Annotated in this window: 22 protein-coding genes; 5 read left to right on the top strand and 17 right to left on the bottom strand. The window is 45.8% G+C overall.

The window, feature by feature from the left end; translation table 11 throughout:
- Nucleotides 1-81: 81 nt before the first annotated feature.
- The 3 genes from L9Q39_RS16165 to L9Q39_RS16155 all read left to right on the top strand — a co-directional run bounded on the left by L9Q39_RS16165 (nucleotide 82) and on the right by L9Q39_RS16155 (nucleotide 3,107).
- Entirely contained in the window at nucleotides 82-873 is a 792-nt protein-coding gene (locus L9Q39_RS16165; protein WP_237486129.1) for an EAL domain-containing protein, read from the top strand.
- Nucleotides 874-983: 110 nt separating this feature from the next.
- Entirely contained in the window at nucleotides 984-1,769 is a 786-nt protein-coding gene (locus L9Q39_RS16160; protein WP_237486128.1) for a C-type lectin-like domain-containing protein, read from the top strand.
- A gap of 36 nt (nucleotides 1,770-1,805) precedes the next feature.
- Nucleotides 1,806-3,107 (top strand): sulfatase-like hydrolase/transferase, encoded by a 1,302-nt coding sequence (locus tag L9Q39_RS16155; protein WP_237486127.1) that lies wholly within the window; start codon nucleotides 1,806-1,808, stop codon nucleotides 3,105-3,107.
- A 5-nt stretch (nucleotides 3,108-3,112) separates the two neighbouring features.
- On the opposite strand, the gene L9Q39_RS16150 is transcribed toward L9Q39_RS16155, so the two are convergent.
- The gene (locus L9Q39_RS16150) at nucleotides 3,113-3,535 is read right to left on the bottom strand and encodes a glycine zipper family protein (RefSeq protein ID WP_237486126.1); all 423 of its coding nucleotides are present in this window, start codon (nucleotides 3,533-3,535) and stop codon (nucleotides 3,113-3,115) included.
- Nucleotides 3,536-3,773: 238 nt separating this feature from the next.
- Nucleotides 3,774-4,691: a hypothetical protein gene (locus L9Q39_RS16145; RefSeq protein ID WP_237486125.1), complete on the bottom strand. Its 918-nt coding sequence runs from the start codon at nucleotides 4,689-4,691 to the stop codon at nucleotides 3,774-3,776.
- Nucleotides 4,692-4,986: 295 nt separating this feature from the next.
- Here L9Q39_RS16145 and L9Q39_RS16140 point away from each other — a divergent pair, with 295 nt between their 5' ends.
- Entirely contained in the window at nucleotides 4,987-5,859 is an 873-nt protein-coding gene (locus L9Q39_RS16140; RefSeq protein WP_237486124.1) for a patatin-like phospholipase family protein, read from the top strand.
- 117 nt (nucleotides 5,860-5,976) lie between these two features.
- On the opposite strand, the gene L9Q39_RS16135 is transcribed toward L9Q39_RS16140, so the two are convergent.
- The 14 genes from L9Q39_RS16135 to L9Q39_RS16070 form a co-directional block, all read right to left on the bottom strand.
- Nucleotides 5,977-7,152: a multidrug effflux MFS transporter gene (locus L9Q39_RS16135; RefSeq protein WP_237486123.1), complete on the bottom strand. Its 1,176-nt coding sequence runs from the start codon at nucleotides 7,150-7,152 to the stop codon at nucleotides 5,977-5,979.
- Between the two features lie 196 nt (nucleotides 7,153-7,348).
- Complete coding sequence (locus tag L9Q39_RS16130) at nucleotides 7,349-8,665, bottom strand: MFS transporter (RefSeq protein ID WP_237486122.1); 1,317 nt, start codon at nucleotides 8,663-8,665, stop codon at nucleotides 7,349-7,351.
- Nucleotides 8,666-8,806: 141 nt separating this feature from the next.
- The gene (locus tag L9Q39_RS16125; RefSeq protein WP_237486121.1) at nucleotides 8,807-10,495 is read right to left on the bottom strand and encodes an FAD-dependent oxidoreductase; all 1,689 of its coding nucleotides are present in this window, start codon (nucleotides 10,493-10,495) and stop codon (nucleotides 8,807-8,809) included.
- Nucleotides 10,496-10,515: 20 nt separating this feature from the next.
- Nucleotides 10,516-12,234, bottom strand: a complete 1,719-nt coding sequence (locus L9Q39_RS16120; RefSeq protein ID WP_237486120.1) for an FAD-dependent oxidoreductase — start codon at nucleotides 12,232-12,234, stop codon at nucleotides 10,516-10,518.
- A gap of 327 nt (nucleotides 12,235-12,561) precedes the next feature.
- Nucleotides 12,562-13,746, bottom strand: coding sequence for a helix-turn-helix domain-containing protein (locus tag L9Q39_RS16115; protein ID WP_237486119.1), 1,185 nt, complete (start codon nucleotides 13,744-13,746; stop codon nucleotides 12,562-12,564).
- 164 nt (nucleotides 13,747-13,910) lie between these two features.
- The gene (locus tag L9Q39_RS16110) at nucleotides 13,911-14,918 is read right to left on the bottom strand and encodes a LysR family transcriptional regulator (RefSeq protein ID WP_237486118.1); all 1,008 of its coding nucleotides are present in this window, start codon (nucleotides 14,916-14,918) and stop codon (nucleotides 13,911-13,913) included.
- 175 nt (nucleotides 14,919-15,093) lie between these two features.
- Complete coding sequence (locus tag L9Q39_RS16105) at nucleotides 15,094-16,008, bottom strand: beta-keto acid cleavage family enzyme (protein WP_237486117.1); 915 nt, start codon at nucleotides 16,006-16,008, stop codon at nucleotides 15,094-15,096.
- A 92-nt stretch (nucleotides 16,009-16,100) separates the two neighbouring features.
- Nucleotides 16,101-17,288, bottom strand: a complete 1,188-nt coding sequence (locus L9Q39_RS16100; RefSeq protein ID WP_237486116.1) for an acetyl-CoA C-acetyltransferase — start codon at nucleotides 17,286-17,288, stop codon at nucleotides 16,101-16,103.
- 89 nt (nucleotides 17,289-17,377) lie between these two features.
- Nucleotides 17,378-18,349, bottom strand: coding sequence for a cyclase family protein (locus L9Q39_RS16095; protein ID WP_237486115.1), 972 nt, complete (start codon nucleotides 18,347-18,349; stop codon nucleotides 17,378-17,380).
- 75 nt (nucleotides 18,350-18,424) lie between these two features.
- A complete protein-coding gene (locus tag L9Q39_RS16090; RefSeq protein ID WP_237486114.1) occupies nucleotides 18,425-19,369 on the bottom strand; it encodes a 3-hydroxyacyl-CoA dehydrogenase family protein in 945 nt (314 codons plus the stop codon).
- A gap of 25 nt (nucleotides 19,370-19,394) precedes the next feature.
- The gene (locus L9Q39_RS16085; RefSeq protein WP_237486113.1) at nucleotides 19,395-20,207 is read right to left on the bottom strand and encodes an SDR family NAD(P)-dependent oxidoreductase; all 813 of its coding nucleotides are present in this window, start codon (nucleotides 20,205-20,207) and stop codon (nucleotides 19,395-19,397) included.
- A gap of 52 nt (nucleotides 20,208-20,259) precedes the next feature.
- Complete coding sequence (locus tag L9Q39_RS16080) at nucleotides 20,260-20,610, bottom strand: cupin domain-containing protein (protein WP_237486112.1); 351 nt, start codon at nucleotides 20,608-20,610, stop codon at nucleotides 20,260-20,262.
- The gene (locus L9Q39_RS16075) at nucleotides 20,607-21,260 is read right to left on the bottom strand and encodes a 3-oxoacid CoA-transferase subunit B (protein ID WP_290369166.1); all 654 of its coding nucleotides are present in this window, start codon (nucleotides 21,258-21,260) and stop codon (nucleotides 20,607-20,609) included. Before L9Q39_RS16075 ends, L9Q39_RS16080 begins: the two co-directional genes overlap by 4 nt.
- Before the next feature lie 11 nt (nucleotides 21,261-21,271).
- Nucleotides 21,272-21,922 carry a CoA transferase subunit A gene (locus L9Q39_RS16070; RefSeq protein WP_237486110.1) on the bottom strand — a complete coding sequence of 217 codons (651 nt, stop codon included), beginning with the start codon at nucleotides 21,920-21,922 and terminating at the stop codon, nucleotides 21,272-21,274.
- Between the two features lie 399 nt (nucleotides 21,923-22,321).
- On the opposite strand from L9Q39_RS16070, the gene L9Q39_RS16065 reads away from it, so the two are divergent.
- Nucleotides 22,322-23,062, top strand: coding sequence for a sulfite exporter TauE/SafE family protein (locus tag L9Q39_RS16065; RefSeq protein WP_237486109.1), 741 nt, complete (start codon nucleotides 22,322-22,324; stop codon nucleotides 23,060-23,062).
- Between the two features lie 155 nt (nucleotides 23,063-23,217).
- On the opposite strand, the gene L9Q39_RS16060 is transcribed toward L9Q39_RS16065, so the two are convergent.
- A complete protein-coding gene (locus L9Q39_RS16060; RefSeq protein ID WP_237486108.1) occupies nucleotides 23,218-24,075 on the bottom strand; it encodes a 4Fe-4S dicluster domain-containing protein in 858 nt (285 codons plus the stop codon).
- Nucleotides 24,076-24,077: the final 2 nt, after the last annotated feature.

The raw sequence follows: 24,077 nt of genomic DNA, 5'->3' as shown, positions 1-24,077 counted from the left end.
CTAAACCCATCGTCACTTTATTGACTTATATTATGACAATGCCATGATAAGACTATTATCTATTTTGAAAGTTACCCATCTATGCTCTTGAATGATAAGCAAGATTTTTCTAGAAGAATTCGGATTGATGAAGACGGCTGCTATGTTGGTGATTACAACGACCTCACATTAAAAAGCGTGTTTCAGCCACTGTTTAGTGCTCAAAATAAAATCCTAGGTCTTGAGGCTCTGGTTCGCCTAATCGATAAAGACGGTGTATTTGTACCACCTGACCGCTTTTTTCAAGATGAAAGCATCAGTCTTGCCGATAAACTCAATGTCGATAGATTAAGCCGCGTCATTCATATTCGTAATTTTCATATGTCCGAATATCGCAATCGCCTGCTTTTTTTAAACTTCTTACCTATCTCTAGTGAACGCCTTGCTGCGGAAGGAATAGAAAATTCTCTGTTAATGTCACGCTTAAAGGCGTTGCAAATCGACTCTACCCGTATTGTGGTTGAATTGGTTGAATTGACCGCCTTTAGCCCACGGACCCTTGCCAGAGCGGCGCGTCACCTGATTGAATCTAAATTTTTAGTGGCGATTGACGACTATGGCTGCAAAGAATCGAATGCCGAACGTGTCGCAGAAGTGAAACCTAACATCATAAAAATCGATCGCCAACTTTTACTCGACTACATGAATGGCGACCAAACATCGTTACTTGAAGGCATTAAACTCGCTAGAGCCAGTGACGCGAAAATAGTGATTGAAGGCATTGAAACCGCGGAACAATTATCGGCAATGAAGCAACTCGATATCGATTTTTTCCAAGGTTACTACCTCGCTAGACCGGAAGCATTGTTACCGGAAATCAAAATCGCTATCTAGTACCCACGACCCGTTGATTATTTGTAAAACATTGTAAATACACTATACCTAGATCGATTAACTATGAAGACTTAAGTTCTAACTCACCATCGGATCTAGGATAATGAATTATGTCCAATCACAAATTACTCCCCTTAATTATCGTCACCGCTATCGCCAGCTTTAGTCAAATTGCACAAGCTGCTGACAACAAAAACCCGCCGCCCCCTCCTTCTCAAAATAACAGCGCGACTAAAGAGGTGGTAATTAACGACGTTACATTTAACGTCAATGAGAGTTACCAGTTCTTTGGTTGGGACGAAGCCGCGACAAAACTCAAATATGATCGATTTCCAGTGCAGAGTTTCACTAACGAAGCGGGTCAAACGCATTACTACCAAGTCGTTCATATTCCCGACGGAAACCTAAATTGGTTTCAAGCGGCGTATTTAGCCGATGATGCAGGTGGCTACTTAGCCTCGATTACTTCGGAAGCAGAAAATGACTTTGTGTTCTCCTTGGTCGATAGCCCAGACTATTTTTGGACCTTCCCCAAGTATGTTGAAGGAAAGAGTCAACATAATCACCATGAAATCTCGATTGGTCCTTTCTTAGGCGGTTATCAACCGGAAGGTTCCAAAGAGCCTGACGGCGGCTGGAGTTGGCTAAGTGGCGAGCAATGGGGCTACAGCAATTGGGCAGTCAATCTTGATGATGGCGTCATCGACAAAGATCCAAGGCCCAATGATCAACCCAATGATTCAGGAAATGGTCAGCGTGTGATGGGGTTTGGCGAAATGAATCAGCCCGTCCCTACTTGGGGAGACTATATGGATGACGTCGGCACCTATGGTCGTGACCGATTGCCGGGTCGTGCTTACGCATTTATCATCGAATTTGAAACGATGCCTCAATAAGCCTAGTCACTCGCACCATAAGCAGAGGATGTTTTTATGAATAAGTGCTCCCTTTTGAGCATCGCTGGTGTGAGTGCATTTTCTGCACTCACCTACGCTGCACAAAACCCCAATGTATTACTGATTATTGCCGATGATATGGGTTTAGATGCCAGTCGTTGCTACTCCATGGGCGACCAGCAGGCAAACATGCCCAACCTAGAAGCGATGTGTGCCGAAAGCCTAGTGTTTGAAAACGCCTATTCCGCGCCGGTATGTTCGCCAACCCGCGCGACTATTATGACCGGCGAATATGGTTTTCGAACCGGCGTCGGTGCCGCGATCCCACCTAGCGGTGGTAACGGTCTTGAGCCTAATGGGCAGAGCTTGTTTGACGTATTAGAACAGAGTGATTATGCCACTAATCTGATTGGTAAATGGCATTTAGCTGATAATCAGGACAAGCTTGATCAACCGAAAAAATTCAATGTTGATGACTATTGGGGGCTATTTAAAGGCGGCATCAAGGATTACTTTACTTGGACAGCCATCCATGATGCCAAACGCGAGAGCGTTGATGAGTATGCGACCACCGCGATCACCAATCGTGCTTTAGATTGGATTGGCGAGCAGCAGCAACCTTGGTTTCTATGGCTAGCCTATAACGCACCACACACGCCGTTTCATATTCCACCTCAAAATCTGCATAGCGCTGGCGAGTTAAACGACGATCCCCAATATATCAAAAGTCATCCTCTAGCCTATTATAATGCCATGCTCGAAGCGCTCGATAGTGAAATGGGACGTCTATTGTCTTCATTAGAGCCTAAAGTCAGGGAAAACACCGTGGTGATGTTTATCGGCGACAATGGTTCACCTAACCAAGTTACGCGAGGCTTATATGGCGACCATGCCGCCAAAGGAACAATTTATGATAGCGGTACTCATGTCCCGTTTATTGTCAGCGGAGCAAATATCCGAGCCGATCGAACCCAAGCGTTTGTACAAACGACCGACTTATATACCACGATTGCCAGTTTTGCCGGAGTCAAAGCAGTCACACCTGACGCCTATAACTTCCAGCCAGTCTTTGCCGGTAAACCCGCCCAGCGAGATTATATCTACGTGGAACATTTTAGTGATGATAAAAGTCAGGCAAAACCCAAAGATGTCTTTGGCTGGGCGTTAAGAATGGAGGATTATAAGTTGCTGCAACCTGACGGACAGCCAGCGTCATTATTCAATCTCGCTGACGATCCGAAGGAACAAGTCGATCTGCTCGCCGATGGCGTCTCAGATCAAGAGCAGAAAATTGTCGATCAATTGCAGCAACGTTTTAACGAGATACGCGCGCAGTAAACCGATCAGTTATATGGCACGTAATGCTTATCTATCATACAGTTGCGCAGTACGGTCGCGTACATATCCTCGTTTGCTTGTACCGACTGTGCTGCCTCGCCACGTTTTGCCAATCGACCCCCAATCAAACCCACTGCCGCACCAATTTTTGCACCATCACTGCCTGAACCACCGCTAATCGCACCGGCAGCTGCGCCCGCGGCTGCACCTTTTGCCGCTCCACGAACGCCAGAGCCTGATGTCGACGCCACTTGTGAATGGGTTCCCATTGCAATGCCTTGGCATTGATTCAGCTCACCCTGCGCGGTTTCATGACTGACGTTTTTGAAACTGAACACAATTTTTGACTGCTGATCCATCACTGTGCCACCCGTTGCGTTTGCGAAACAAGAGAAAAACAACGCCGTTGAAACCAGTAACTTTTGCATAGTAAAACCTCAAACCATCTTTGATACATAAACATTGAGGCACCATTGTGTTGCTTGATGCGACAATAGGTTGCTTTGCGACTAATTATGTCGCTAAACCATGAATACCAATAGTATGAGTACTAGCCAGTCACAAAAAACCTCGACAGAAAACGTTGTTTATACAAGTCGTTGCTGCAAAACAACGCTATCCTGAGGCTGTGAGTGCTAAGATTGTCGGGAAGGAATAGAGATAGGATTAGTATCGAAAGCTCAGGTTCGAGATAATCTGCTTGCGATGAACAGTGCCCAAGCCCGTATATTCAAATGCAAGTGACCAGCGTTTATTAAATGAGTAGTTCAAACCGATCAACCCTGCCCACTGCTCGGTATTAACTTGATCAATCTTATAGCCAATCGATTCAACACCCGGTACTTGCCCGGTTAATGTTAACTCACTGCGGAAATAGCTTGCGCCCAAGTACACCGCCATCGACTCACCATCACCGAACTCAAAATTACGACCCGCCCTCGGCAGAACATTAATCACTTTGCCTTCGGTGTCACTGCGGTCTAAGTCCATTTTGGTAAAAGAGACAGGGACTGACACAAAGTAGTTATCCCAACCGTAAACCGCCATAAAGCCAAGGGTATAAGACATCCCCTCAATATCAACATCAAAGTCGAAATCCGCTGATTTTCCTGCCAACGCACGACAAGCCGCAATATCACCTAAAGATGGATTGTCACAGTCAATGCCCAACTGGTTCAACGCTAAATCACCATCAATCGCAAACGCAACATCCGAAGCACCATTTACCTTACCCACAGTAGTAAACAGATTTAGAAATGGCAAAACCCATACATCCAATTTTATTTGTGGCGTGTGGTTATTGACTGATGAATCGTCGAATGGCACAAAATCGATAGGGACATAGTTGCCGCCTTGATAGTTCACCGCTAAATCGGTCAACGCGACCTGCTGTTTAACATTGGTATACAACAAGCTGATTCCAATCGGTAAAGGGAGTTCTTTACCGCTATATAGCGCTAGTTCTGAATAAAATGGTAGCGTTCTCCCCCACGCTTGAGTGCTATCTAGATCCGTTTCTTTAGCAACGCTTATCTGGCTAACCACCAAAGAAGATAACACTAAGAGTATATTTGAAAGTTTCATCCGATTCTCTTGCTATGCCGTGGAGTCAATTTTCTCACCAGCCATTTATAAAATAGCCGGGGATAATAGAGAACTGAAAACAGGTTGAGTAGCAGCACCACCGATCCTATCAGTATTCAACTCACAACGATGTTTTCGATAGCCATCCATCCTCATTCTTTCCGCTATCTCCAAGATTATTGAACAATTAATCAATAGGAATTGACTATCAATGTAATACAAATAACTGAATTTTTTATCGCTAATGACTTCAATAACATAGCGCTATTACATAAATTATCGAAAAGAATCCGTTATGAAGCAAAACTCGGCACTGGTTATTGAAGGCGGCGCAATGCGCGGTATATTTGCGGCGGGCGTGCTAGATGCCTTCTTGTCACAAGACTATCAACCGTTTGATTTTGCCATTGGCGTATCGGCTGGCGCATCGAACCTGTTAGGCTATTTAGCAAAGGCACCCGAGCGCAGCTATCAGGTGATCACTCAACTCGCGACAACAAAATCCTTTTTTAGCCCCGCGCGCTTTTTAGCTGGTGGCAATTTGACCGATGTAAAATGGTTAAGCGATGCGTCAATGCAACAGTTTCCTATCTGCCTAGAGACGCTATTTAACACCATCCCTTTCTATGCGGTGACAACCAACATCGAGACTGGCTTAGCGGACTATGTAAAAGTCCGTGGAGAGAATATTCATCAAGTCATTGAAGCCACCACCGCCTTGCCTATCGCCTATAAAAACAATCCCTGCTTTGGTGGGGCTTGTTATACCGATGGCGCGTTAGCCGATTCAATCCCTGTAGTTGAAGCGTATCGGAGGGGAGCGCGTGATATTACCGTCGTGCTTTCACATCCGCTCAGTTACTCCATGCCGGAACCCAAACGCGAGTGGCTAATCAAAGCCATGTTGGCAAAGAACCCAAAAGTCGCTGAAGCAATGCTGTTTCGCAACAAATGTTATAACGCCGCACTGCAATTTATCCGTTATCCCCCTGCGGATGCCAAAGTACGAGTCATAGCGCCACCTGAAGATTTCCCGGTAAAACGCCTGACGCGCAATAAATCCGTTCTAGACCAAGGCTATCAAATGGGGCTCAATGCGGGACAATCACACCTTGCTAACCGCAGTGGTCAGCATCAAATGACGCTAGAAGATTGCCCATTCTGTTAACCGTTTGGCGGTTAGTCGTCGTGCAGCGGTTAGTCGTAAAGCGGCAAACCTTCAATAAGCAAAAACCGGACGATAAATCGTCCGGTCGCATCATTTTTGGTGACAGCGTAACTAAATTTAATTCATCGCCTGCTGGTAACGAGCGCTGTACCAAGCACCCGCTAACGCAATTGAGCTCGACATGACCATGACTAACGCTATCGGCACGATAGAAACCGTACTCATAAGCGCCGCCAACGCACTGACACCCGCAGCAATAATATATTGAAACGTCCCCAGTAGAGCAGCAGCCGTTCCGGCATTTTTACCAAAATACTGCATAAAGCAAGCACCAGAGTTCGGCATTAAGCCGCCCATTGCGGACGTCGTCATCACAAAAGCTATAACGGTTAAAATCAGATTATCCGGTGCCAAGCAAACTACAAGCAGTAATACCAATGCAGAACAAACTTGAACCGTCAGAAAACGCTTCAACAACGTTGCTGGCTCATGTTTGCGTAACAGATAGTTGTTAATACGATTGACTGACGCCACCCCTAATACATTAAACACCAACAAAATAGAGAACAGTTCTTCTGACACCTTAAAGTGTTCAATATAAGCAAAGGATGCATTGGTGAGGAATGTCATTAGTACCGCGAACCCAAACCCTTGAGCCACAAGATAACCTAGCGCTCGATACTCTTTGATCACCGAAAGATAACCTCCAGAGCGAACTCTAGGCTGCTTGGTCATCACTTTTGGCATTGCCATAAACGTTAATAGACCAATCAATACCGCCATAATGGCCAATGCTAAAAAGATCCATCGCCAACCCAGCGTTTTCAATATTAGCGTACCAACACTGGGCGCAATCGACGGCGCTAACATCGAGATCAGCATAATTAACGAAAAGAGCTTGGCTGACTCCTTGCCCGTCGACACATCGCGAATGATCGCTGGAATACCGACCACCGCAATACCAGCCCCCATCGCCTGCAATAAACGAAACGCCCATAAGCTATGAATATCACCAGCGCTGGAGATCAGCATACTGCCAACCGAAAAAATGGCTAAACCAAGGATAATAATCGGCTTGCGACCATAGCGGTCAGACCAAGGTCCACCAAATAGTTGACCAAATGCCAAACCAAAAATGTACAGGCTAACCGTTATCGCGACCAAAGAGGTCTCGGTAGCAAGTGTCTCCGCCATTATGGGGATCGCCGATAAATAGGCATCCGTGGCAAAGGGGGAAATGGCAGAAACTGCCACAAGAACCAGTAGCAGATTGATGGGTATAGACGCTTTCATAATGACTCTCAATATATCTTTCCGGAAAGATATTAACTGGAAGCCATCATTCTAGCAAGGCAATATCAAGGGATTTTGGTTAACACGGCTTGTTTGTCAATCGTGTCACATGGGCAATACAATGGGCTGTAGCTAGTTTAATTATTTAAATACAGCCCCTTGCCTCAGACTTCCCTGTCAATTCACATTGCAAATTTTAGGAAGTGGTTGACGTTTGTAACTCCCGAGTCTGTTCATGGTCCATAAGCGCCATTCGCTCTGGATCATGGGTTCGTTTAATCCGTAAGAACATCAAACTGCAAATTATGGCAAGCGGAATAAAGGTCATAAATGAGATAGAATAAGAGCCCGTCACATCATTCATCACCGCTAAATACGTCATCCCTATACTGGTCGCTACCATCTGTAAGCCATAGACCCAACGATAGATGTTAACGAATTCGTTGCGCCCAAATACCCAAGCGATTAGCGATGGAAGCAAATTAGGCATTCCTCCCACTCCCAATGACACACAAAATAGCGCGATGTAAATCAAGTACAAACTGTCTGCATTGCCAAAGGCAAAACCAAAAGCACCAACAAGATAAGCTAAACCAAACACGGCATTGGTTTTAGGCGTTCCAATTTTGTCGTCTAACCAACCCCAGAAATAACTGAGAGGCATGCCGCCAAGCGCCATCGCGGACATTAAAAATAGCGCGGTATTCAGCTCCAATCCTGAGCTAGTCAAAATAGGAATGACCTGACTCATAATACCCGCCATCATCAATCCACCAATCAAACTCCACGGTATCGCCACATACCAAAATTCCTTACAACGAATAATTCGCGGGAGTTTCCACGCCGTCTGGTGGTTTCTTTCGGCTTCAAGTTCCGCTTTTTCTTCTTCGGTAAAGGGGATACCGTCAGGATCCAATCCGTAGTCTTCTGGACGTTCTTTCATCGCCCAAATACCGATGACTCCCCAAAGGGCGATGATCACCCCTAAGCCGGAATAAAACTCGGCAAAGCCGACGTGTTGATAGATTTTCATCCCAATTGGCGTAAAGGTTGCCGTACTTAAAGGAGCCGCAATAGTCACGATACCAAAAATGATTCCCTTGTAACGCACAAACCAATTTGCAATCAGACCACCCTGAATAATCATTAGTACTGGGGTTAACACCGTGAGAATGGTTTGAATTAGCATCACACCAAACCAGCTGTCGACTCGTCCCATCATCGCAACCGCAATCCCTGCCGCGACTATGGATGGCACGCCAATTTTCTTGAAGCCAAGCTTCATGATTGCCCAACCCGCCACGATACCAGCGAGAACACCCGTTAAACGAACCGCGGATATGCCACCCATAATTTCGCCCGGGCTCATGGCAAATTTCTCCACCAGAGCCGGCATGAGAATATTCATGCTATCCGGACCTGCAATGGTGAGTTGTAAGTACATTGTCACAAAGACATAAATGACAACGCCGAGTGCTCGTGGCTTAAAACCACTCTGCAAAATATTAAACATGTGACCTCCGAATTTGCTTCCGTTGTATGTGAAATTCACCGGCGCTGGAGTACTGTGTTGCTAATTTTTCACACCGGGCACACCTGTTTAGGCTTCAATAACGACTTATTCTTTAATACCAACTTATTTATCAACACCAACTTAGACTTCAATACCAACCTCAAGCCGTTTTTCATCTTCTTCTGGATAGATAAAAGGGTATTTGTCTCGATAACTGAGATTTGCCGCTGGATGCCATTTCTCGGGTATCGGATGTTTCACAACCTGCATTGCCCCCTCTTTATTCACCAACTTGATCCAACAAAGAAAATTGGCATCGTCACGATAGGGAAAGTCCTCTCGGTAATGAGTTCCTCGACTTTCTTCTCGTGCTAACCCTGCCCTCAATTTCATCTCTGCATTGAGCAGCATATTTTGCGTTTCATGTGCTGATCGCAAATCATGGAAGTCATACACTTTTAGCTGTGAAGCGAATTTATTTTGCAGATACATTATGTGGTTGAGTGCGCCCTCCATTCTCGAGCGCTCTTTCACATACATCACAAAATACGGTGACATGGTGTTTTGCAGCATACGAGTCACCCACGCAGGGGAATAACCTTTTTCGCGCGTCATAGGGGCAAACATGCGATTTTTATACTCGGATAACGTGGCTTCATCGACCACAGGACTTGGTTGCTCCGCGGCATAGTGTGCTGCTGCAATACCCGCTCGCGCGCCTTGCACGGCTGAGCCTGATGATGAGGAACCAAAACCGGCATAGCCTGCCCCGTTTTGCATTGAACACAAACCATCCCCCGCCGCCCAAAGACCTGCTATGTTGGAGGCTCCATTAAGATCTTGAGGAAAAACACCCTCTCCTTTGTGATTAGACATTCCCAACGTAGAGAAACCAACATGACCACCACGCTCATCTGTCCGACCGACAATTTCACCACCGGGACCGGCACAGTACTTGGGTTCTATTGGGTTTCCTCCTTGGTTAAAGCCAATCGCTTTATCTATGCGCAGTCCGAGTTGTTCACCTTTAAGGGTATCGGCGGGTCCGGGGGCACTTGGGGGTCCACCGCCAAGTTTGAGTACTGAAGTCTTATGATTTCCATCACCGGAAACGCTTTTTAGAGAGCTTTCATCAAGTGGATTGAAGGCGTTTGAAGGATGCGCGTCGTTAAACTCTTTACCTGAGATCTCAGCGCCAACACGGTAAGCCATGGCATCGCCATCTGCAGTGGTCGAGCTGCAAGGATAGCCCATTCCCAAAGGCTTGAACGACGCAGGACCGGCGCACATAACCGTCGCCTTTGCCAAAATGGCATAGGGTCTGCCTGATTCCATATGAAAACCGACCGCGCCAACCACCTTATCCTCTTGCTTAATGAGAGTGGTGACCATTACACGCTCGAGAAGGTTAACGCCGACTTCGACCGCGCGTTTACGCATCGGATCACCCGCGCCTACATACTCGATTGACCGAGAAACCGTGCCCGGTTGATAGTAATATTGCCTGCCAGTTGGCGTCCCCCAAGCGACCAACTCTTGAAATCTATCCCAAGATTCGTTCATCAAGATTTCGGAGTAGTCTAAATTGTTGAGGTATTCTCCCGATAACTTGAACTGCTGGATGTATTGCTCGCGTGTTACTCCCTTAGTTTCGTGGTAAACAAACCAAGAGTTTGCCCAAGGAGTCAGACCAGAACGACCAGTACGCCCTTTTACCGCCATAACCACTTTCGCGCCCTGTTCTGCAGCTTTAATGGATGCATAACACCCTGCAAATCCCCCACCAATCACTAAGACATCAGTTTCGATTTTCGTTACGGCTTTATTCATTATGTTTTCCATCTTGTCACCTAATCCGCAATGGCTTTACCCAGGTTTACGACATCAAAATTGTGCAACGAGCTTTGCACGATGCCATCGGTAATCTCGATAGCATCGGTTGGACAGTAGTGCTGACACAATCGACAGACTTGGCAATCGTCCATAAATGCGATTCTGGCTCGACTGCCACAGGTCAGGCATCGCTGGGCTTCCTCTCTTGCCGTTGATAACGTGAGGGATTGTCGAGTCTCAGCGAAATCCTTAACTCTGTCGCCAGGCTGCCGGTTTTCACGCTCCAACCTCGGTTGTTGATACCACGGTTTTTGCTGCGGCAATTTTTGTGGAGTGCTTTGGGGCGAGGTAGTATCGGCGAGCCTGTCTGGCATGGCATCATTATCCGCTTTACAGTTATCGCTATTAGACAGCGAAACATGCAGTTGCATCGCCGCCTGTTTACCGGAACTCAGAGCCTCGACCACGGTTGACGGTCCTGTCACTGCGTCCCCAGCAGCAAAGTAGTGATTAGGATTGGTGGTGTGATGCGGCTGAATATAACCACGTTGATCAGTAATATAGTCCGGCAACAATAACGAGGGGTCAGCGGTTTGCCCAATGGCTAAGATCACCATTTCAACATCCAGTGTCTCGGTGACACAATCGGTGTAAATTGGGGCAAATGCGCCACGCTGGTCTCTCACTTGAGTACAACTGATACAAGTAACACCCGTCACCGCTTGACCATCGGTATTGATTTGCTTGACTGCCGTTCTTGGATGAATCGATACCCCTTCTTCCAATGCGTCAAGGATCTCGTCGTCGAGGGCAAGCATGGCGTCAGGGGAAGACTTATCTAATGTTTCAAGACACAAAACATGGACTTGCGTGGCACCTAGCCGAACCGCAGTTCTTGCCGCATCCAGTGATACACTGCCACCCCCGACCACAGCAACTCTTTTCGGTAATTTTAAATCCGGTCGTTGCCAATCATCGCCACTGGCAATAAGGTCAAGAAATTCGATCGCAGACATAACACCCTTTGCCTTATTACCGGGAACGTCTAGCATGAGGGGTTTTGATGCGCCAGTTGCCGACAAAACCGCCTGAAAACCTTGTTCAACGAGCGCCTTATGGTCGATATCAGTCCCAACTTGGCAGTTGCATACAAACTCGATCCCCAGTCGCTCAAAGTAGTCAATCTGACGATCGACGACTCTGTTATCGAGGCGAAATGCCGGTATTCCATAACGCAGCAATCCACCGGGAAGCGGCTTCTTATCAAAGACCGTAACTTGATACCCCAAACGATTCAGGGTGAATGCGGCGCTCAATCCCGCTGGACCTGAGCCAATGATCGCAAGTTTAGTGGCGCTTGGATTGCTCGTCTGTTGAGGCGGCAATTCGCTTAGAAATAGATCCCCAAGAAACTGTTCAATACCATTGATATTGACTGCATCGTCAACTTGATGACGAGTGCACGCGGTTTCGCACGGCAGCGGACATATACGACCGGTAATCGCAGGCATTGGATGGGATTGTGATAGCAGTTCTGCCGCCTCGCGTGGCAGGTCTAAGTTAAGTAAGTGATGATACTCACGTTGATTAACACCCAATGGACAGGCTTGAGAACAGGGGGAAGCTTGAGGTCGAAGCTCAGCTTTTGTGTCCAAACGAAATACATCCATTGGACAAGATTCGACACATGTGCCGCATCCTATACATTTATCAATATCGATTTTTCTTACTGCCATGTTCCCCTCACATATCGTTGTTTGGTCATTACATATTGGTGACCTCAACGCTTTAAGTTGTGAATTGCTTTGAGTTGTGAATTACATATCAATAAAACAAAAACATGATGGTGGTGAATCAGATTCCTGACTAACCAAGATGATTGCTTTACATTTAAGCATTGAGATTCCACCACTCTAACAATGGCGATATTAGATTAATTTCGAGATTAACTCGTACGACCCGCTAATCTCGTACTTTTTATCTGCTTATTTGTGAACCAAAACAGCGCAATAATGGAGACGATGAAAATTAACAATGATATTTAATTAATAATAATTTTTCGCTTATTCAACACTGTACTTATTTTTCATTTGTGCTTTTTTGTATTGGGAAGGTGTGAGACCTGTCATGCTTTTAAAAATACTATTGAATGTAGATTTAGAGTTAAATCCTGACGAGTATGCAATATCAAGCATGCTGAGTCCTGATTCATCCGCGGCTTTAATTAGCGACTTAACGTAATTAACTCGGTATTCATTGATATATTTGTAAAAATTTTTATTTAACTTCTCGTTGATAATTTGTGTCAAATAATGTCTTGGTATATTTAACCTTTGCGACAACTTTTCAATCGTTAATGATGGGTCTAAGAAAGGTTTGTGCTCATCCATGTAATGATTGAGCAGTTGCAGATAATCTTGACCTTTATCGTCGGTCAAACCTGATCGTTGGTACTTTGCTCTGTGACAAACCTCATTCGGCTTGGTTGAATGTCCTTTACTTCTTGCTTGCTTGAGCGCCCCGTGCTCACTTTCGGTGTGGCATTTGTTGCAAGGCGACGTCTTCGCATCTTCGCGTTCAAACACGACAGGCTGTTGAATACTAAAGAAACCCAAAAAATAGATCATCGCAAGCAATGAAAATACACTGCTGTTAAGGTTTTCGGGTATTGGCAAAAGCACGGTAAAAAGTGACCAAATACTCAGCAGCATAAACCCGATAGCTAAGCAACGTAACCATTGCAAGGTTATCGTGTTGGGCAACTGTGAAAAATGATCCACTACTTTTCTCTTGTGCGCCTTGAGGAGATAAAGAACGACAATAGAATATCCCACCGACGATGTAATGGTCAGGCTGGCATAGATATTACCTTCCATTGAGTTGTTATAGGCAAAGTGAGATTCAAATCCGATGGGATTCACTAGCGCTATTTTTAATACACTAAGAATTAAAAACGGAAAACAGTGTAATAGAACATAACTCAACTGCCATTTGAGTAACCCCGTTACCTGTAAGGAATACCACCAAAGAAAAGGACCATACATCAAACCATAGGGAAGATGATCACTTATTATCACGATAGGAACATCAAACACATTAGGGCTGAGTGCAAGATCTAAAAATGGCAGTAACAGGAATAGCATCCAAACCACGGCTATATCAAATTTAGCGTTTTTATAACTATTTGATAGCAAGACCAGCAGTAAAAAAATTGAATGACTCAATCCCAACGATAACCATACAATCATGATATTCTCTCTTGTTATACAGACTGTAATCTAGGTTAAGACAAACGATTAAACTGCTTACGGAAACGTTTATTTTTCGTCTCAGTCAGCGCCATAAATTTATAATTAATATTCTAAAACTTTATCCTTCGCTGTAAATCAAGACTATGTTAATAAAGACAGTGTCAATCAAGACGTTCTGAATTCACACGACTGCTACCCATAAACTGATTGATTTTGTCACGGTGACTTAATAGGAAAAAATCTTTAAACGATTTAACACAATGCGTCATAAAACGCTGAGGAAGATAATATATATTTACCAACCAATCATCGGTTTCATATTCATTGAGTAGCGATATCAATTTGCCTTCCTCAAGATATTTGGAGACAACAAACTCTGGCAAGTAAGTCACGCCCATGGAGTTCAGTGCGCCATTTAGCATCATCTTGGCATCGGAGACTTCTATCGACTTAACAATCTGAATGGGAATCGTGGTGCCATTTTGTTTGTACACCCACTGATTGTCATTTTGTAGCGCCTTTGAATATAGACATCGGTGATTGATTAAATCCTTGGGTACTAGCGGTTCACCATGTTTTTTTACATACGCTGGCGTTGCAACCGTAATAAATTTTTGTGTCAGAAGCGTTCGACGTACCAGCAACAATTCCGAGTCTTTATTAGAGGCATGTCCGGCAATAGCGGTAATAATGAAGTCATGATCTTTATAGTAATCCATTCCCCTTGGGGTCAGCGTGAACTGGACATTGACCCTTGCGTGTTGTTCTACAAACTCACCAATAATGGGTAACACGACTTTATCCGCATAAATGGGGGTACAACAGATTTTAATGTTGCCTCGTGTCTCGGTGGTGAAGCCGGTGAGTTCATTGATCATCAGATGGATATCATCGGTGATTTCTGAGAACTTGCTATAAAGAAACGAACCCGCTTCGGTAAGGCGCTCTTGAGGATTATTGCGTTGGTAAAGTGTAATACCGAGCTCCGCTTCGAGATCACTCAACCAGCGTGAACCGGTGCTGGTTGATATATTCAAGGCTTCCGCTGCCTTTGTAATGGAACCCGCATTGATCAACTCTATAAAAAAAAGCATACGAACCAATTGCTGTGGGTCAATCGCACTCGATTGCTTAATCGCGCCGCCTTTTCGTATATCACTATTTGGCATCTCTTCCCCCTAACAAATTCAACGTCTCAAACCCTAAATTCCTAGTTTCGAATGCCATCATAACATCAGCGATATTCGTTAAAACAAACCGTCGATTAATACTGAGAATCCACGCTATAAAACGACTTAGCTATGTCAGAGCTCCCTTACATTTCATAGTGTGAGCTTAGCGATACTATTTCCAACTCGGGAAGTTGGCTTTGTTTAAATTGAGGATCTGGCGAGCTTCGTCTGGCGTAGCAATGTCGAGATCGTTACATTGCAACATGCGTTTGGTGCGTTCGACAAACTCAACATTCGACTTAGCCAATTGACCCCGTCGGTAATAGACATTGTCTTCCATTCCAACGCGGATATGACCCCCTAACGCGATACACGCATTGATAATTGGCAGATGTCCAGAGCCGATGCCTAAGCCACCCCAAGTAAAATTGTCTCCCCAATAACGGCGAACTTCATCCAGCATTTGCAGTAGGATATGGACATCGGCAGGAGAACCGCCTGGCGCACCAAGTACAAACTGAAAATGAGGGCGGATAAATGGATTGTGTCGCTCTGCTTCACCACTTTCTCTCGCCTTTGCATTGTCTTTTTCTATTGATTTACGATAGAAAACAACGTTATGAATCATACCGATATCAAAAATCTCCACTTCAGGCGTCACGTTAACCAAAGGCATTTCCTTGGCTAATTTCCCTAAAAACGTCGGTGTGTTTTCAAATACCGTGCTGTGCGCCCAGTTCATGGTACCGGCGTCAAAAGTGGCAATCTCTGGACGTAACTCTTGAAAGGGAAGCATACGAACTTCATCTTCCAGCCCTAATCCACCCGATGTGGTGAGATTAATGACAATATCGCATTGTGCTTGGCGAATATAATTGACGGTTTCACGAAACTTAACAATATCCATGGAGGCGTTCTGATCGTCATCGCGAACGTGAATATGTGCAATGGATGCCCCAGCGGCATGACAAGCAATAATCTCATCCGCCTGCTCTCTTGGAGTAACAGGGACATCAGGAAATCGCTCTTTGCGCGGCCATGCACCAGTACACGCCACTGTGAGAATTCTTTTATTGGATAATGACATATTGATTTACCTCACCTGATTTGAAAGTTACGAAGCGAGGTTAAGGCAGCAAAGTGGCCATAACCTCCTTTGGATAAGAAGCGCATCTTGATTTAATGGAAACGTTCAATCACGACGGCTAACCCTTGCCCACCGCCAATACATAACGTTGCTAACCCATACTGCTGCTGGCGCTTAAGTAATTCGTGAACCAAGGTAACAAGAATTCTTGCACCAGAAGCGCCAATCGGATGACCCAACGCAATCGCGCCACCGTTGACATTGGTGATCGCCGGATTGGCATCAATGCCTTTGCACACCGACAATGCTTGAGAAGCAAAAGCCTCATTTGCTTCAATTAGATCCACATCACCGATGGTTAACCCCGCATTGATTAACGCTTTTTGCGTCGCGGGAACCGGTCCATAACCCATTGTTTGTGGCTCTACACCCGCCGCAGCTTGTGAAACAACCGTCGCCATAGGTTTAAGTCCTAACTCATCCGCCTTATCGCGGCTCATCAGAACTAATGCGGCAGCGCCATCATTTAGGCCCGAAGCGTTTGCCGCTGTGACGGTTCCGCTTTCATCTCTCACAAAGGCAGGTCTGGGGCGAGAAATCGTTTCAATCGTCGAATCAAACTTAGGAAATTCATCCGTATCGACAACCGTATCCCCCTTGCGTCCCGTTATCATGTGCGCCACGATTTCTTGTTTAAAGCGATCCGACGTAATAGCAGCTTGCGCACGTTGCTGCGACTGCAATGCAAACTGGTCTTGCTGTTCACGACTGATGCTAAACTGTTTGGCTAGGTTTTCCGCAGTAATTCCCATGTGGTAGCCAGCAAACGCGTCGGTTAGCCCATCACATAACATGGTGTCGGTTAATTGAGAATGACCCATTTTTACCCCGTTGCGATGAGACGCAAGGAGATGTCCCGCATTGGACATTGATTCCATTCCACCTGCGACAACGATGTCAGCTTCACCGAGTTTTATTTGATTGGCGGCATCCATAACGGCTTTTAGACCCGAACCACAAACCATAGACACGACATTGGCTGTTTTTTCAAAGGGGACGCCGGAATGGATCGCAACCTGACGCGCTGGGTTTTGCCCCAGTCCCGCTGAAAGCACGTTGCCAAGGATTACGTTGTCAACTTGCTCAGGCTTAATACCCGCCTCGATGATTGCTGCTTTAACGGCAGTCGTGCCTAATTCAACCGCGGATACATTCGCTAGAGCTCCAAGATAACAGCCAATGGCAGTACGTTTTGCGCTAACAATGACGACTTGTTTCATGTTGTTGAACCTCTAATTGGATGCTTGATATCGCGGTCAATTAAATACTCGATGGGTATTGAACTGACCGCGTTGTCAAAAACGACGGGTTAATGATCACCGAATGGGTAGACGCGATCAGGGACATGGTTTAATTGGTCATCATCAATAATCGCCAGCAAACGAGTCATCGAACCATCACCGCAATAAAGATTAAGAGGCGCGCCGATGATGGTACAGCGCTTACCTGCGATCTTAGCGACATTGCCGCCCACGTTTTCCCACCCCACTTTTCCGTTACCTAAAAGCAACTTGTGGCACGGTTCCCAAGTACCATTACATAAGCCTTTATCTTCAACTAAGCCGTACAAATCACGATAGGCAGATTCACCGTGGATCTCTTTGTACATATCGCGGTCGAAATGGGCGTATTCTTCAGCGCCAAATTTAGCGATATACTCATCTTTAAGAGGCAAGCCCGAATACCCTTCTAGGTTCATGGCAAGATGTCCGGCACATTTCTCGGCTATTGAGGTGTGCAGTGGATGATCGAGGGCTTGTTGGTCAACCCCAAGGGCTTTGATGTCATGCTTAACGCACCAGTGTCCAACGGAAGCCCCCACGCCAGTGGCATAGTGATAGTATTGCTTTGAGTCGTCCCACTGCTCTGCCATACCAGTGTAGATAATGACAATCATGTCTTTCAGTTCTTCATGGGTTACGCCCGTTTTTGCGAGCGCTTCATCCATATGTTCTGCTTTGATCAGCGTCCACTGTTCTAAATGTGACAAGTCCAAGCACACCGCATCGCCGCAATAAGCTTCAAGGTCCATTTCGTGGGTATAGCGAGCACGACGTCCACAAAACTCGGTTTCAATCACGTGTCTTGGGGAATCGGCGTGCGTACCGCAATGCATCGGCATTTTGAAGAACTGCGTTAATACACCAGACTTCGCTAGACCGTGCGCGCGGGTAATTTCAGGTTGTGGAAAGTAAGGCCACTGTGGCGACTGCGAGCCAACCGGGTGTGAAAGGTCAACGATGACTTTGCCCTTAAAGAAATTATGGTTCTTGCCTGCCATGATGGTGCCTCCTGAATATAAGTCTTTGTCAGTGCATCAGTTTTCCTTATGCACCTACTACTATTGACCGCAACGCTACTGGTTTCTGCGGTATTTGGTTTGATCAATTAGGTATTGAAATAACGCCTGCTTGGACTGTGCGGCTTGCTGAGGGCTCCATTGCTGGAACCCTTCGCCAGATTTAAAACCTGACTTGCCCTCTCGCACTAGGCGCTTTAACGTTTCGCTCGGTTCCTGACCCGAATATAAATGCTGGAACATATAGTCGTGGATCTGTAGGCTCAACTCCGTCGAGACCATATCGGCGTTTTCAAAGGGAGCGAGTTGAGGTAGACGGAAACCAAACGAGTTTTTGATGCAATCATCGATGGTTTTAGGATCAGCAATCCCTTCATCCACCATGTAGAAAGCCTCACGCCACAGTGCATGTTGCAATCGATTGGCAAGAAACCCGGGAACGTCTTTCTTACATTCAGCAGGCGCTTTACCGCATTCGGTTAGCAGAGACATCGCCGTTGCGACGACATCATCACTACTGTGCTCCGTTCGGACAACTTCAACCAAAGGTATTAGCACCGCGGGATTCCAGAAATGCATACCGATGACTCGCTCTTTCTTCTCGACCACTTCGGCAATTTGGGTAATCGATTTAACCGAGGTGTTGGACGCAAAAATACAATCTGGACGTGCGTATGCTTCCATCTCTCGAAACACCGCTTGCTTGACTTCGAGTATTTCCGGAACTGATTCAATAATCATATCCGCATCGGTGAACGCCTCTATCGCATCGGCGGTGATTGATATTCGGTCTAATATGTCCTCTTTGTCACTCTGTTGAATCAGCTCTTCACACACCAATGCATCGAGTTGCGCGGCAATATCCCCCAAGGCAGAGCAATCAGTAACACTCAAGTCCTTCATGATCACGTTTCTACCGCTCGCTGCAAAAACCTGCGCGATTCCGGCTCCCATCATCCCCGCGCCGACGATAGTAATGTTGTTTATATCGCTTGAATTCATTCACTCCACCCCTTGCAAACTGGATTTAGCCCGCGGTACAACCGCCGTCTACATAGATGATTTGACCGTTAATAAAATCGGACGCTGATGAGGATAAGAACATCACTAATCCAATCATATCGTGGGTCTCTGCAACACGTCCCATCGGCAGGCGAGCAAGGAATGGTGCGATGCGCGCAGGATCCTCGCAAATTTCTTGAGTTAATGGTGATTTGATCAACGTTGGCGCAATGGCATTAACATTAATGGAAAAACCTTGTTTCACGCCTTTAATCGACCATTCGGTAGACATCTGTTTGGTGAGAGAATCCACAGCAGCTTTTGAAGCTGAATAGGCAATATAGCCATCAGGGTGCCCACAAAAGCCACGAACACTTGAGGTATTGACTATTTTGCCTCGCCCCTGCTTCATAAAGTATTTACCAAACACTTGGCAAGGCACTAAGGTTCCAGTGACGTTGACGTTGAGGACTTGGGTGAATTTTTCGACCGGCATATCTTCGGCGGGCGCGCGGAACGCCATACCTGCATTATTGACCAAGATGTCTATGCGACCGTACATACCATGAACTTGGTCAACAATGTTTTGTTGCGCTTCAACATCGGTTACATCTCCAGTGATCGCCGTGCATTCGCCCCCTATTTCCGCAACCGTTCGCACGGTTTCCTCTAATGTTTCTTTACTGCGAGCGGTCACCACCACTTTTGCTCCGTGTAAAGCGAAGGCTTGAGCATAAGCCGCACCCAATGTGCCGTTACCACCAGTGATCACCGCAACCTTGTCTTTTAAGTCAAAACAGTTTTTTGCGAAGTCATCGCTCCAAGAACTTGTCATCATGATGAAATACCTCTATCAATACGTTATTCGGGTTAATGGCTGAACGGTGGGTTTATGCGTTGAACGTCACCACCACTTTTGCAGGCACACTGCCACTGTTCCACATTCGGCGTTTTTCGTTGGGCAGCATAGAGATAGAGTCAAGCGCTCCAGCGACAAAGATCTCTCCGGCTTCATTCTCAACCGAGATTTCACCTTCTATCACCACATAGGTCTTCTCTTTATCGGCACCAAATGTGCCCTTTTCATATTGCCATTCAGCACCACCGTCTAGGTCAAAGGTCGAAATGCCTTGCCAGAAAGTTTTTAGACCGGTTTCTTCACCCTGCACTTTTACGCACTGGGTTCCAAAGTGGCATGGCGGCTGGTATTGATTCATTTCAGATAACTTGGACACTTTCATTGCTCTTCTCCAAATGTTGTAATGCTGTCTGATAAAATGAGTTCCGTTGCGGTTTTCTGTAGTACTTCTTCAACCGTGGTATTAAACGCGATTTCACAAAGCACTAACCCTTGTTCGGTGCGTTTAATCACCGCAAGTTCGGTGACAATCACGTCGACACATTGGGTCGCAGTGAGTGGTAAGGTGCAGCGTTCAAGGATTTTGGGCTCACCCTTTTTGTTGCAGTGCGACATCATGATGATGACCTTTTTAGCACCGTTCACTAAGTCCATCGCGCCGCCCATCCCTGCGACCATCTTTCCCGGAATCATGTAATTAGCGAGGTTGCCTTCACTATCGACTTCCATCGCCCCAAGCACTGTAGCGTCTACATGCCCGCCACGAATGAGGGTAAATGACAAGGTGGAATCGAAATAAGCCGCGCCCTCAGTGACCGTCACCGGCATGCCACCCGCATTGGTTAAGTCCCAATCCTCTTCGCCTGACTTTGGCGTTGAATCTAACCCGACCATGCCATTTTCCGACTGAAATACCACATGCTTGTTTTTGGGGACATAATCGGCGACGAGTGTGGGCATTCCGATGCCGAGGTTAACCAAGTTGCCAACCTCTAATTCTTGAGCAACACGTTGAGCAATGAGATCTTTCATCGACATATCCGTTACCTCACGATGTAATCAATCAGTACAGAAGGAACGCTAAATAGAGCGGGATCCACTTCGTTGGGCTGGCTTATTACATCGGGTTCAACCAATACACATTGCGCAGCGGTCGCCATAACGGGATTAAAGTTGGCAGTGGTTTTATTGAATGCACAGTTGCCATAAACATCGGTGGTCGAAGATTTAAGCAAAGCCACATCCGCCTTAATGGGACGCTCAACCAAGTACCATTCTTCGTCGATTAATATTTTCTGTTTGCCCTGTTCAACTAACGTGTTGAGCCCGGTTTTGGTCAATACGCCACCGAGACCAGCACCGCCCGCGCGGATTTGCTCCGCTAATGTGCCCTGAGGAATTAACTTGACCACCATTTCGCCAGCATTCATTTTTTCACCGGCGATACGATTCAGACCGATATGAGAAGCAATTAACTTGGAAACTTGACCATTTTCTATTAACTTTCCTACCCCTTTACCGGGCAATCCTGCGTCATTGCAAATAATGGTTAAATCTTTTACACCAGAAGAAACTAAAGCATTAATAAGCGCCTTGGGTGTTCCAACCGTCATAAATCCGCCCACCATAATAGACATGCCATCCGTTATTTTAGATGCGGCTTGATTGGCAGAAATAATAGCTTTCTTCAGCATTTGGCACGCCTCGTATTGTTGCGATAACAATAACTCTACTCTCTATTTCCAATCGCTAAATGGCATCTATGCAATAAGGTGTTGCAAAAACAACTAAACGATTCTGATGCAACTCACAGTTTGTTGCTTTGTTTGCTTGCCCTCACAATCCAAAAGGTAAAATTCCCACCAATCGAACGCCGTCGTTTCATCAGAGAGAATTTATTTGTAAATATTGCGATTAGTCGCTGCACTATCGCTTTCAAATTATTGATACCTGAAGTCAGACTCATTATTTATTTCAAACTGCCTTTATATCCCACAAATCAAACGGCTGTTCTTTTGTATGGCGTTCTCGTTTAGCACTCACCACTTATAATGTTTCAATTACCCGCTTTCTTTTGATAGTCGAGACCCAATATGATCACCGATCTCTATTTTTACTTGGCTGCGATACCCGCTGTATTGGTTTACGGAATCGGTAAAGGCGGGTTTGGGGGTGGCTTGGGAGTGATTGCTGTTCCACTGATGGCGTTAACGATGCCACCGTTTCAGGCCGCTTCTATTCTTCTACCGATATTATGCGTTATGGATATTTTTGCGGTAAAACACCATTATCGAAACTGTCACTATCAAGAAATTCGTTCGATGTTGCCGTGGGCGATTATCGGCATCGTTATCGCATCGATGATTATGGGGTTAGTCTCTGGAAAAATGGTGGAAATCAGTATTGGTGCGGTATCACTACTGTTTTGTCTACAATATTACTGCTTAGGTCCGAGCAAAAATACAGGCAAACTAGCCTGTGCTTTTTGGAGCACGCTGTCTGGCATTTCGAGCACCATGATTCATGCCGGCGGTGGACCTATCAGTATTTACATGCTGCCTAAGAAGTTTAATAAAATGGTGTTGGTTGGCACCATGGCGGTATTCTTCGCAATCATGAACATCATCAAACTCATCCCTTATACCTACTTTGGTCAGTTCGATAGCCAAAATCTGATGACATCATTAGTGCTGTTACCTTTAGCGCCAGTTGGCGTAAAGTTGGGGGTCTATTTGCTTCAAATTGCGTCCCAGCAACAGGTATACCGAATCTGCTATCTGTTATTACTGATCTCTGGAGCAAAGCTGCTTTATTCGGGACTAATGAATGGATAATCCTGCCAAACGAACGATCTTTGAAGCGAAGAAGCTAGGGACTAGAAACTAGGTGCTAGGTAATTAGGAGCGATGCATGATCTTTTTGTTGTGCTTCATGGCATGAAAAAGAGGGCTTGATGCGCCCTCTTTATTTTATCTAAATATTTAAGCGGTTATTCTAGGGTTAATACTCCGAGGTTGATACTATTTTGTAGGTCGACTTCGCAGTGGTAACGACCATATTCGTGGGAAACGGTTAGCTGATAAGGCTCGGTACTGGTCTCTAATTTATCAAACTTAAAATCGCCAAAGTAGTCGGTTTGTAACTCAGCAATCACCGTGTCTTGTTGGCTCAGTGTTACTGTTGCCGATTTAACACAATCGACAACGCCGTCCACTTTCGCCACCACTGAACCCGCCAAATGCTGCTTATTGAATCGGTAGAGATTGCGATACCAAATCCTTGGATTAGTGCCAAACTCTGGATTGAGAACTTCAAGGTTCTCCTGCCGTACTTTTGCTAACATCTCCTCATCAGAGACCTTTATCGCTTGCAGAGCGCCAGTAGCACATGACTGGACACAGCGTGGTTCCTTCCAACCATTATCCAATAAGTGCGCGTCAAAATACCATTTTTGCGGCAATTCTAACTCATCATTCCACCAAATATGTCCATAGGGGCAACTTTTTACTAAACGTTCTTGCCCCTTCGCTTTCAGCGGGTCGATGATCACAATACCGTCGTCTCGTTGATAAATTTCGCCATTTTTAGCCGCTTTCACGCAGGGCGCATCTTTGCACTGATTGCACATCGTTGGCATATAGGCAACATCGACTAAAGAACCACTGCCACGTTCACGGCGTTGGATATTTATCCATCGATGACCATGACGCGGTTGCTCCTCGCTATATCCCGGGAAGCTATTGCCGCAATACTCATCTTTATCCGCCATAAAACAGTTATTGCAATTTTCGCAGCGCTCAACGTCTACCACTAAATTCCAGGTTTTAATCACTTGTTGAGTGTCCATGT

It is taken from the genome of Vibrio hippocampi, from assembly GCF_921292975.1.
Taxonomy (GTDB): domain Bacteria; phylum Pseudomonadota; class Gammaproteobacteria; order Enterobacterales; family Vibrionaceae; genus Vibrio; species Vibrio hippocampi.
Note: the sequence above shows the minus strand (reverse complement) of the source record. Positions and strands in the feature narration are given on the sequence as shown.

Bases quoted from the DNA above. Each gene is read 5' to 3' on its own strand.
- L9Q39_RS16140 (WP_237486124.1), top strand. From the start codon at position 4,987: ATGAAGCAAAACTCGGCACTGGTTATTGAAGGCGGCGCAATGCGCGGT.
- L9Q39_RS16160 (WP_237486128.1), top strand. From the start codon at position 984: ATGTCCAATCACAAATTACTCCCCTTAATTATCGTCACCGCTATCGCC.
- L9Q39_RS16165 (WP_237486129.1), top strand. From the start codon at position 82: ATGCTCTTGAATGATAAGCAAGATTTTTCTAGAAGAATTCGGATTGAT.
- L9Q39_RS16080 (WP_237486112.1), bottom strand. From the start codon at position 20,610: ATGAAAGTGTCCAAGTTATCTGAAATGAATCAATACCAGCCGCCATGC.
- L9Q39_RS16120 (WP_237486120.1), bottom strand. From the start codon at position 12,234: ATGGCAGTAAGAAAAATCGATATTGATAAATGTATAGGATGCGGCACA.
- L9Q39_RS16150 (WP_237486126.1), bottom strand. From the start codon at position 3,535: ATGCAAAAGTTACTGGTTTCAACGGCGTTGTTTTTCTCTTGTTTCGCA.
- L9Q39_RS16135 (WP_237486123.1), bottom strand. From the start codon at position 7,152: ATGAAAGCGTCTATACCCATCAATCTGCTACTGGTTCTTGTGGCAGTT.
- L9Q39_RS16100 (WP_237486116.1), bottom strand. From the start codon at position 17,288: ATGAAACAAGTCGTCATTGTTAGCGCAAAACGTACTGCCATTGGCTGT.
- L9Q39_RS16145 (WP_237486125.1), bottom strand. From the start codon at position 4,691: ATGAAACTTTCAAATATACTCTTAGTGTTATCTTCTTTGGTGGTTAGC.
- L9Q39_RS16070 (WP_237486110.1), bottom strand. From the start codon at position 21,922: ATGCTGAAGAAAGCTATTATTTCTGCCAATCAAGCCGCATCTAAAATA.
- L9Q39_RS16065 (WP_237486109.1), top strand. From the start codon at position 22,322: ATGATCACCGATCTCTATTTTTACTTGGCTGCGATACCCGCTGTATTG.
- L9Q39_RS16110 (WP_237486118.1), bottom strand. From the start codon at position 14,918: ATGCCAAATAGTGATATACGAAAAGGCGGCGCGATTAAGCAATCGAGT.
- L9Q39_RS16115 (WP_237486119.1), bottom strand. From the start codon at position 13,746: ATGATTGTATGGTTATCGTTGGGATTGAGTCATTCAATTTTTTTACTG.
- L9Q39_RS16105 (WP_237486117.1), bottom strand. From the start codon at position 16,008: ATGTCATTATCCAATAAAAGAATTCTCACAGTGGCGTGTACTGGTGCA.
- L9Q39_RS16075 (WP_290369166.1), bottom strand. From the start codon at position 21,260: ATGAAAGATCTCATTGCTCAACGTGTTGCTCAAGAATTAGAGGTTGGC.
- L9Q39_RS16095 (WP_237486115.1), bottom strand. From the start codon at position 18,349: ATGGCAGGCAAGAACCATAATTTCTTTAAGGGCAAAGTCATCGTTGAC.
- L9Q39_RS16130 (WP_237486122.1), bottom strand. From the start codon at position 8,665: ATGTTTAATATTTTGCAGAGTGGTTTTAAGCCACGAGCACTCGGCGTT.
- L9Q39_RS16155 (WP_237486127.1), top strand. From the start codon at position 1,806: ATGAATAAGTGCTCCCTTTTGAGCATCGCTGGTGTGAGTGCATTTTCT.
- L9Q39_RS16090 (WP_237486114.1), bottom strand. From the start codon at position 19,369: ATGAATTCAAGCGATATAAACAACATTACTATCGTCGGCGCGGGGATG.
- L9Q39_RS16125 (WP_237486121.1), bottom strand. From the start codon at position 10,495: ATGAATAAAGCCGTAACGAAAATCGAAACTGATGTCTTAGTGATTGGT.
- L9Q39_RS16060 (WP_237486108.1), bottom strand. From the start codon at position 24,075: ATGGACACTCAACAAGTGATTAAAACCTGGAATTTAGTGGTAGACGTT.
- L9Q39_RS16085 (WP_237486113.1), bottom strand. From the start codon at position 20,207: ATGATGACAAGTTCTTGGAGCGATGACTTCGCAAAAAACTGTTTTGAC.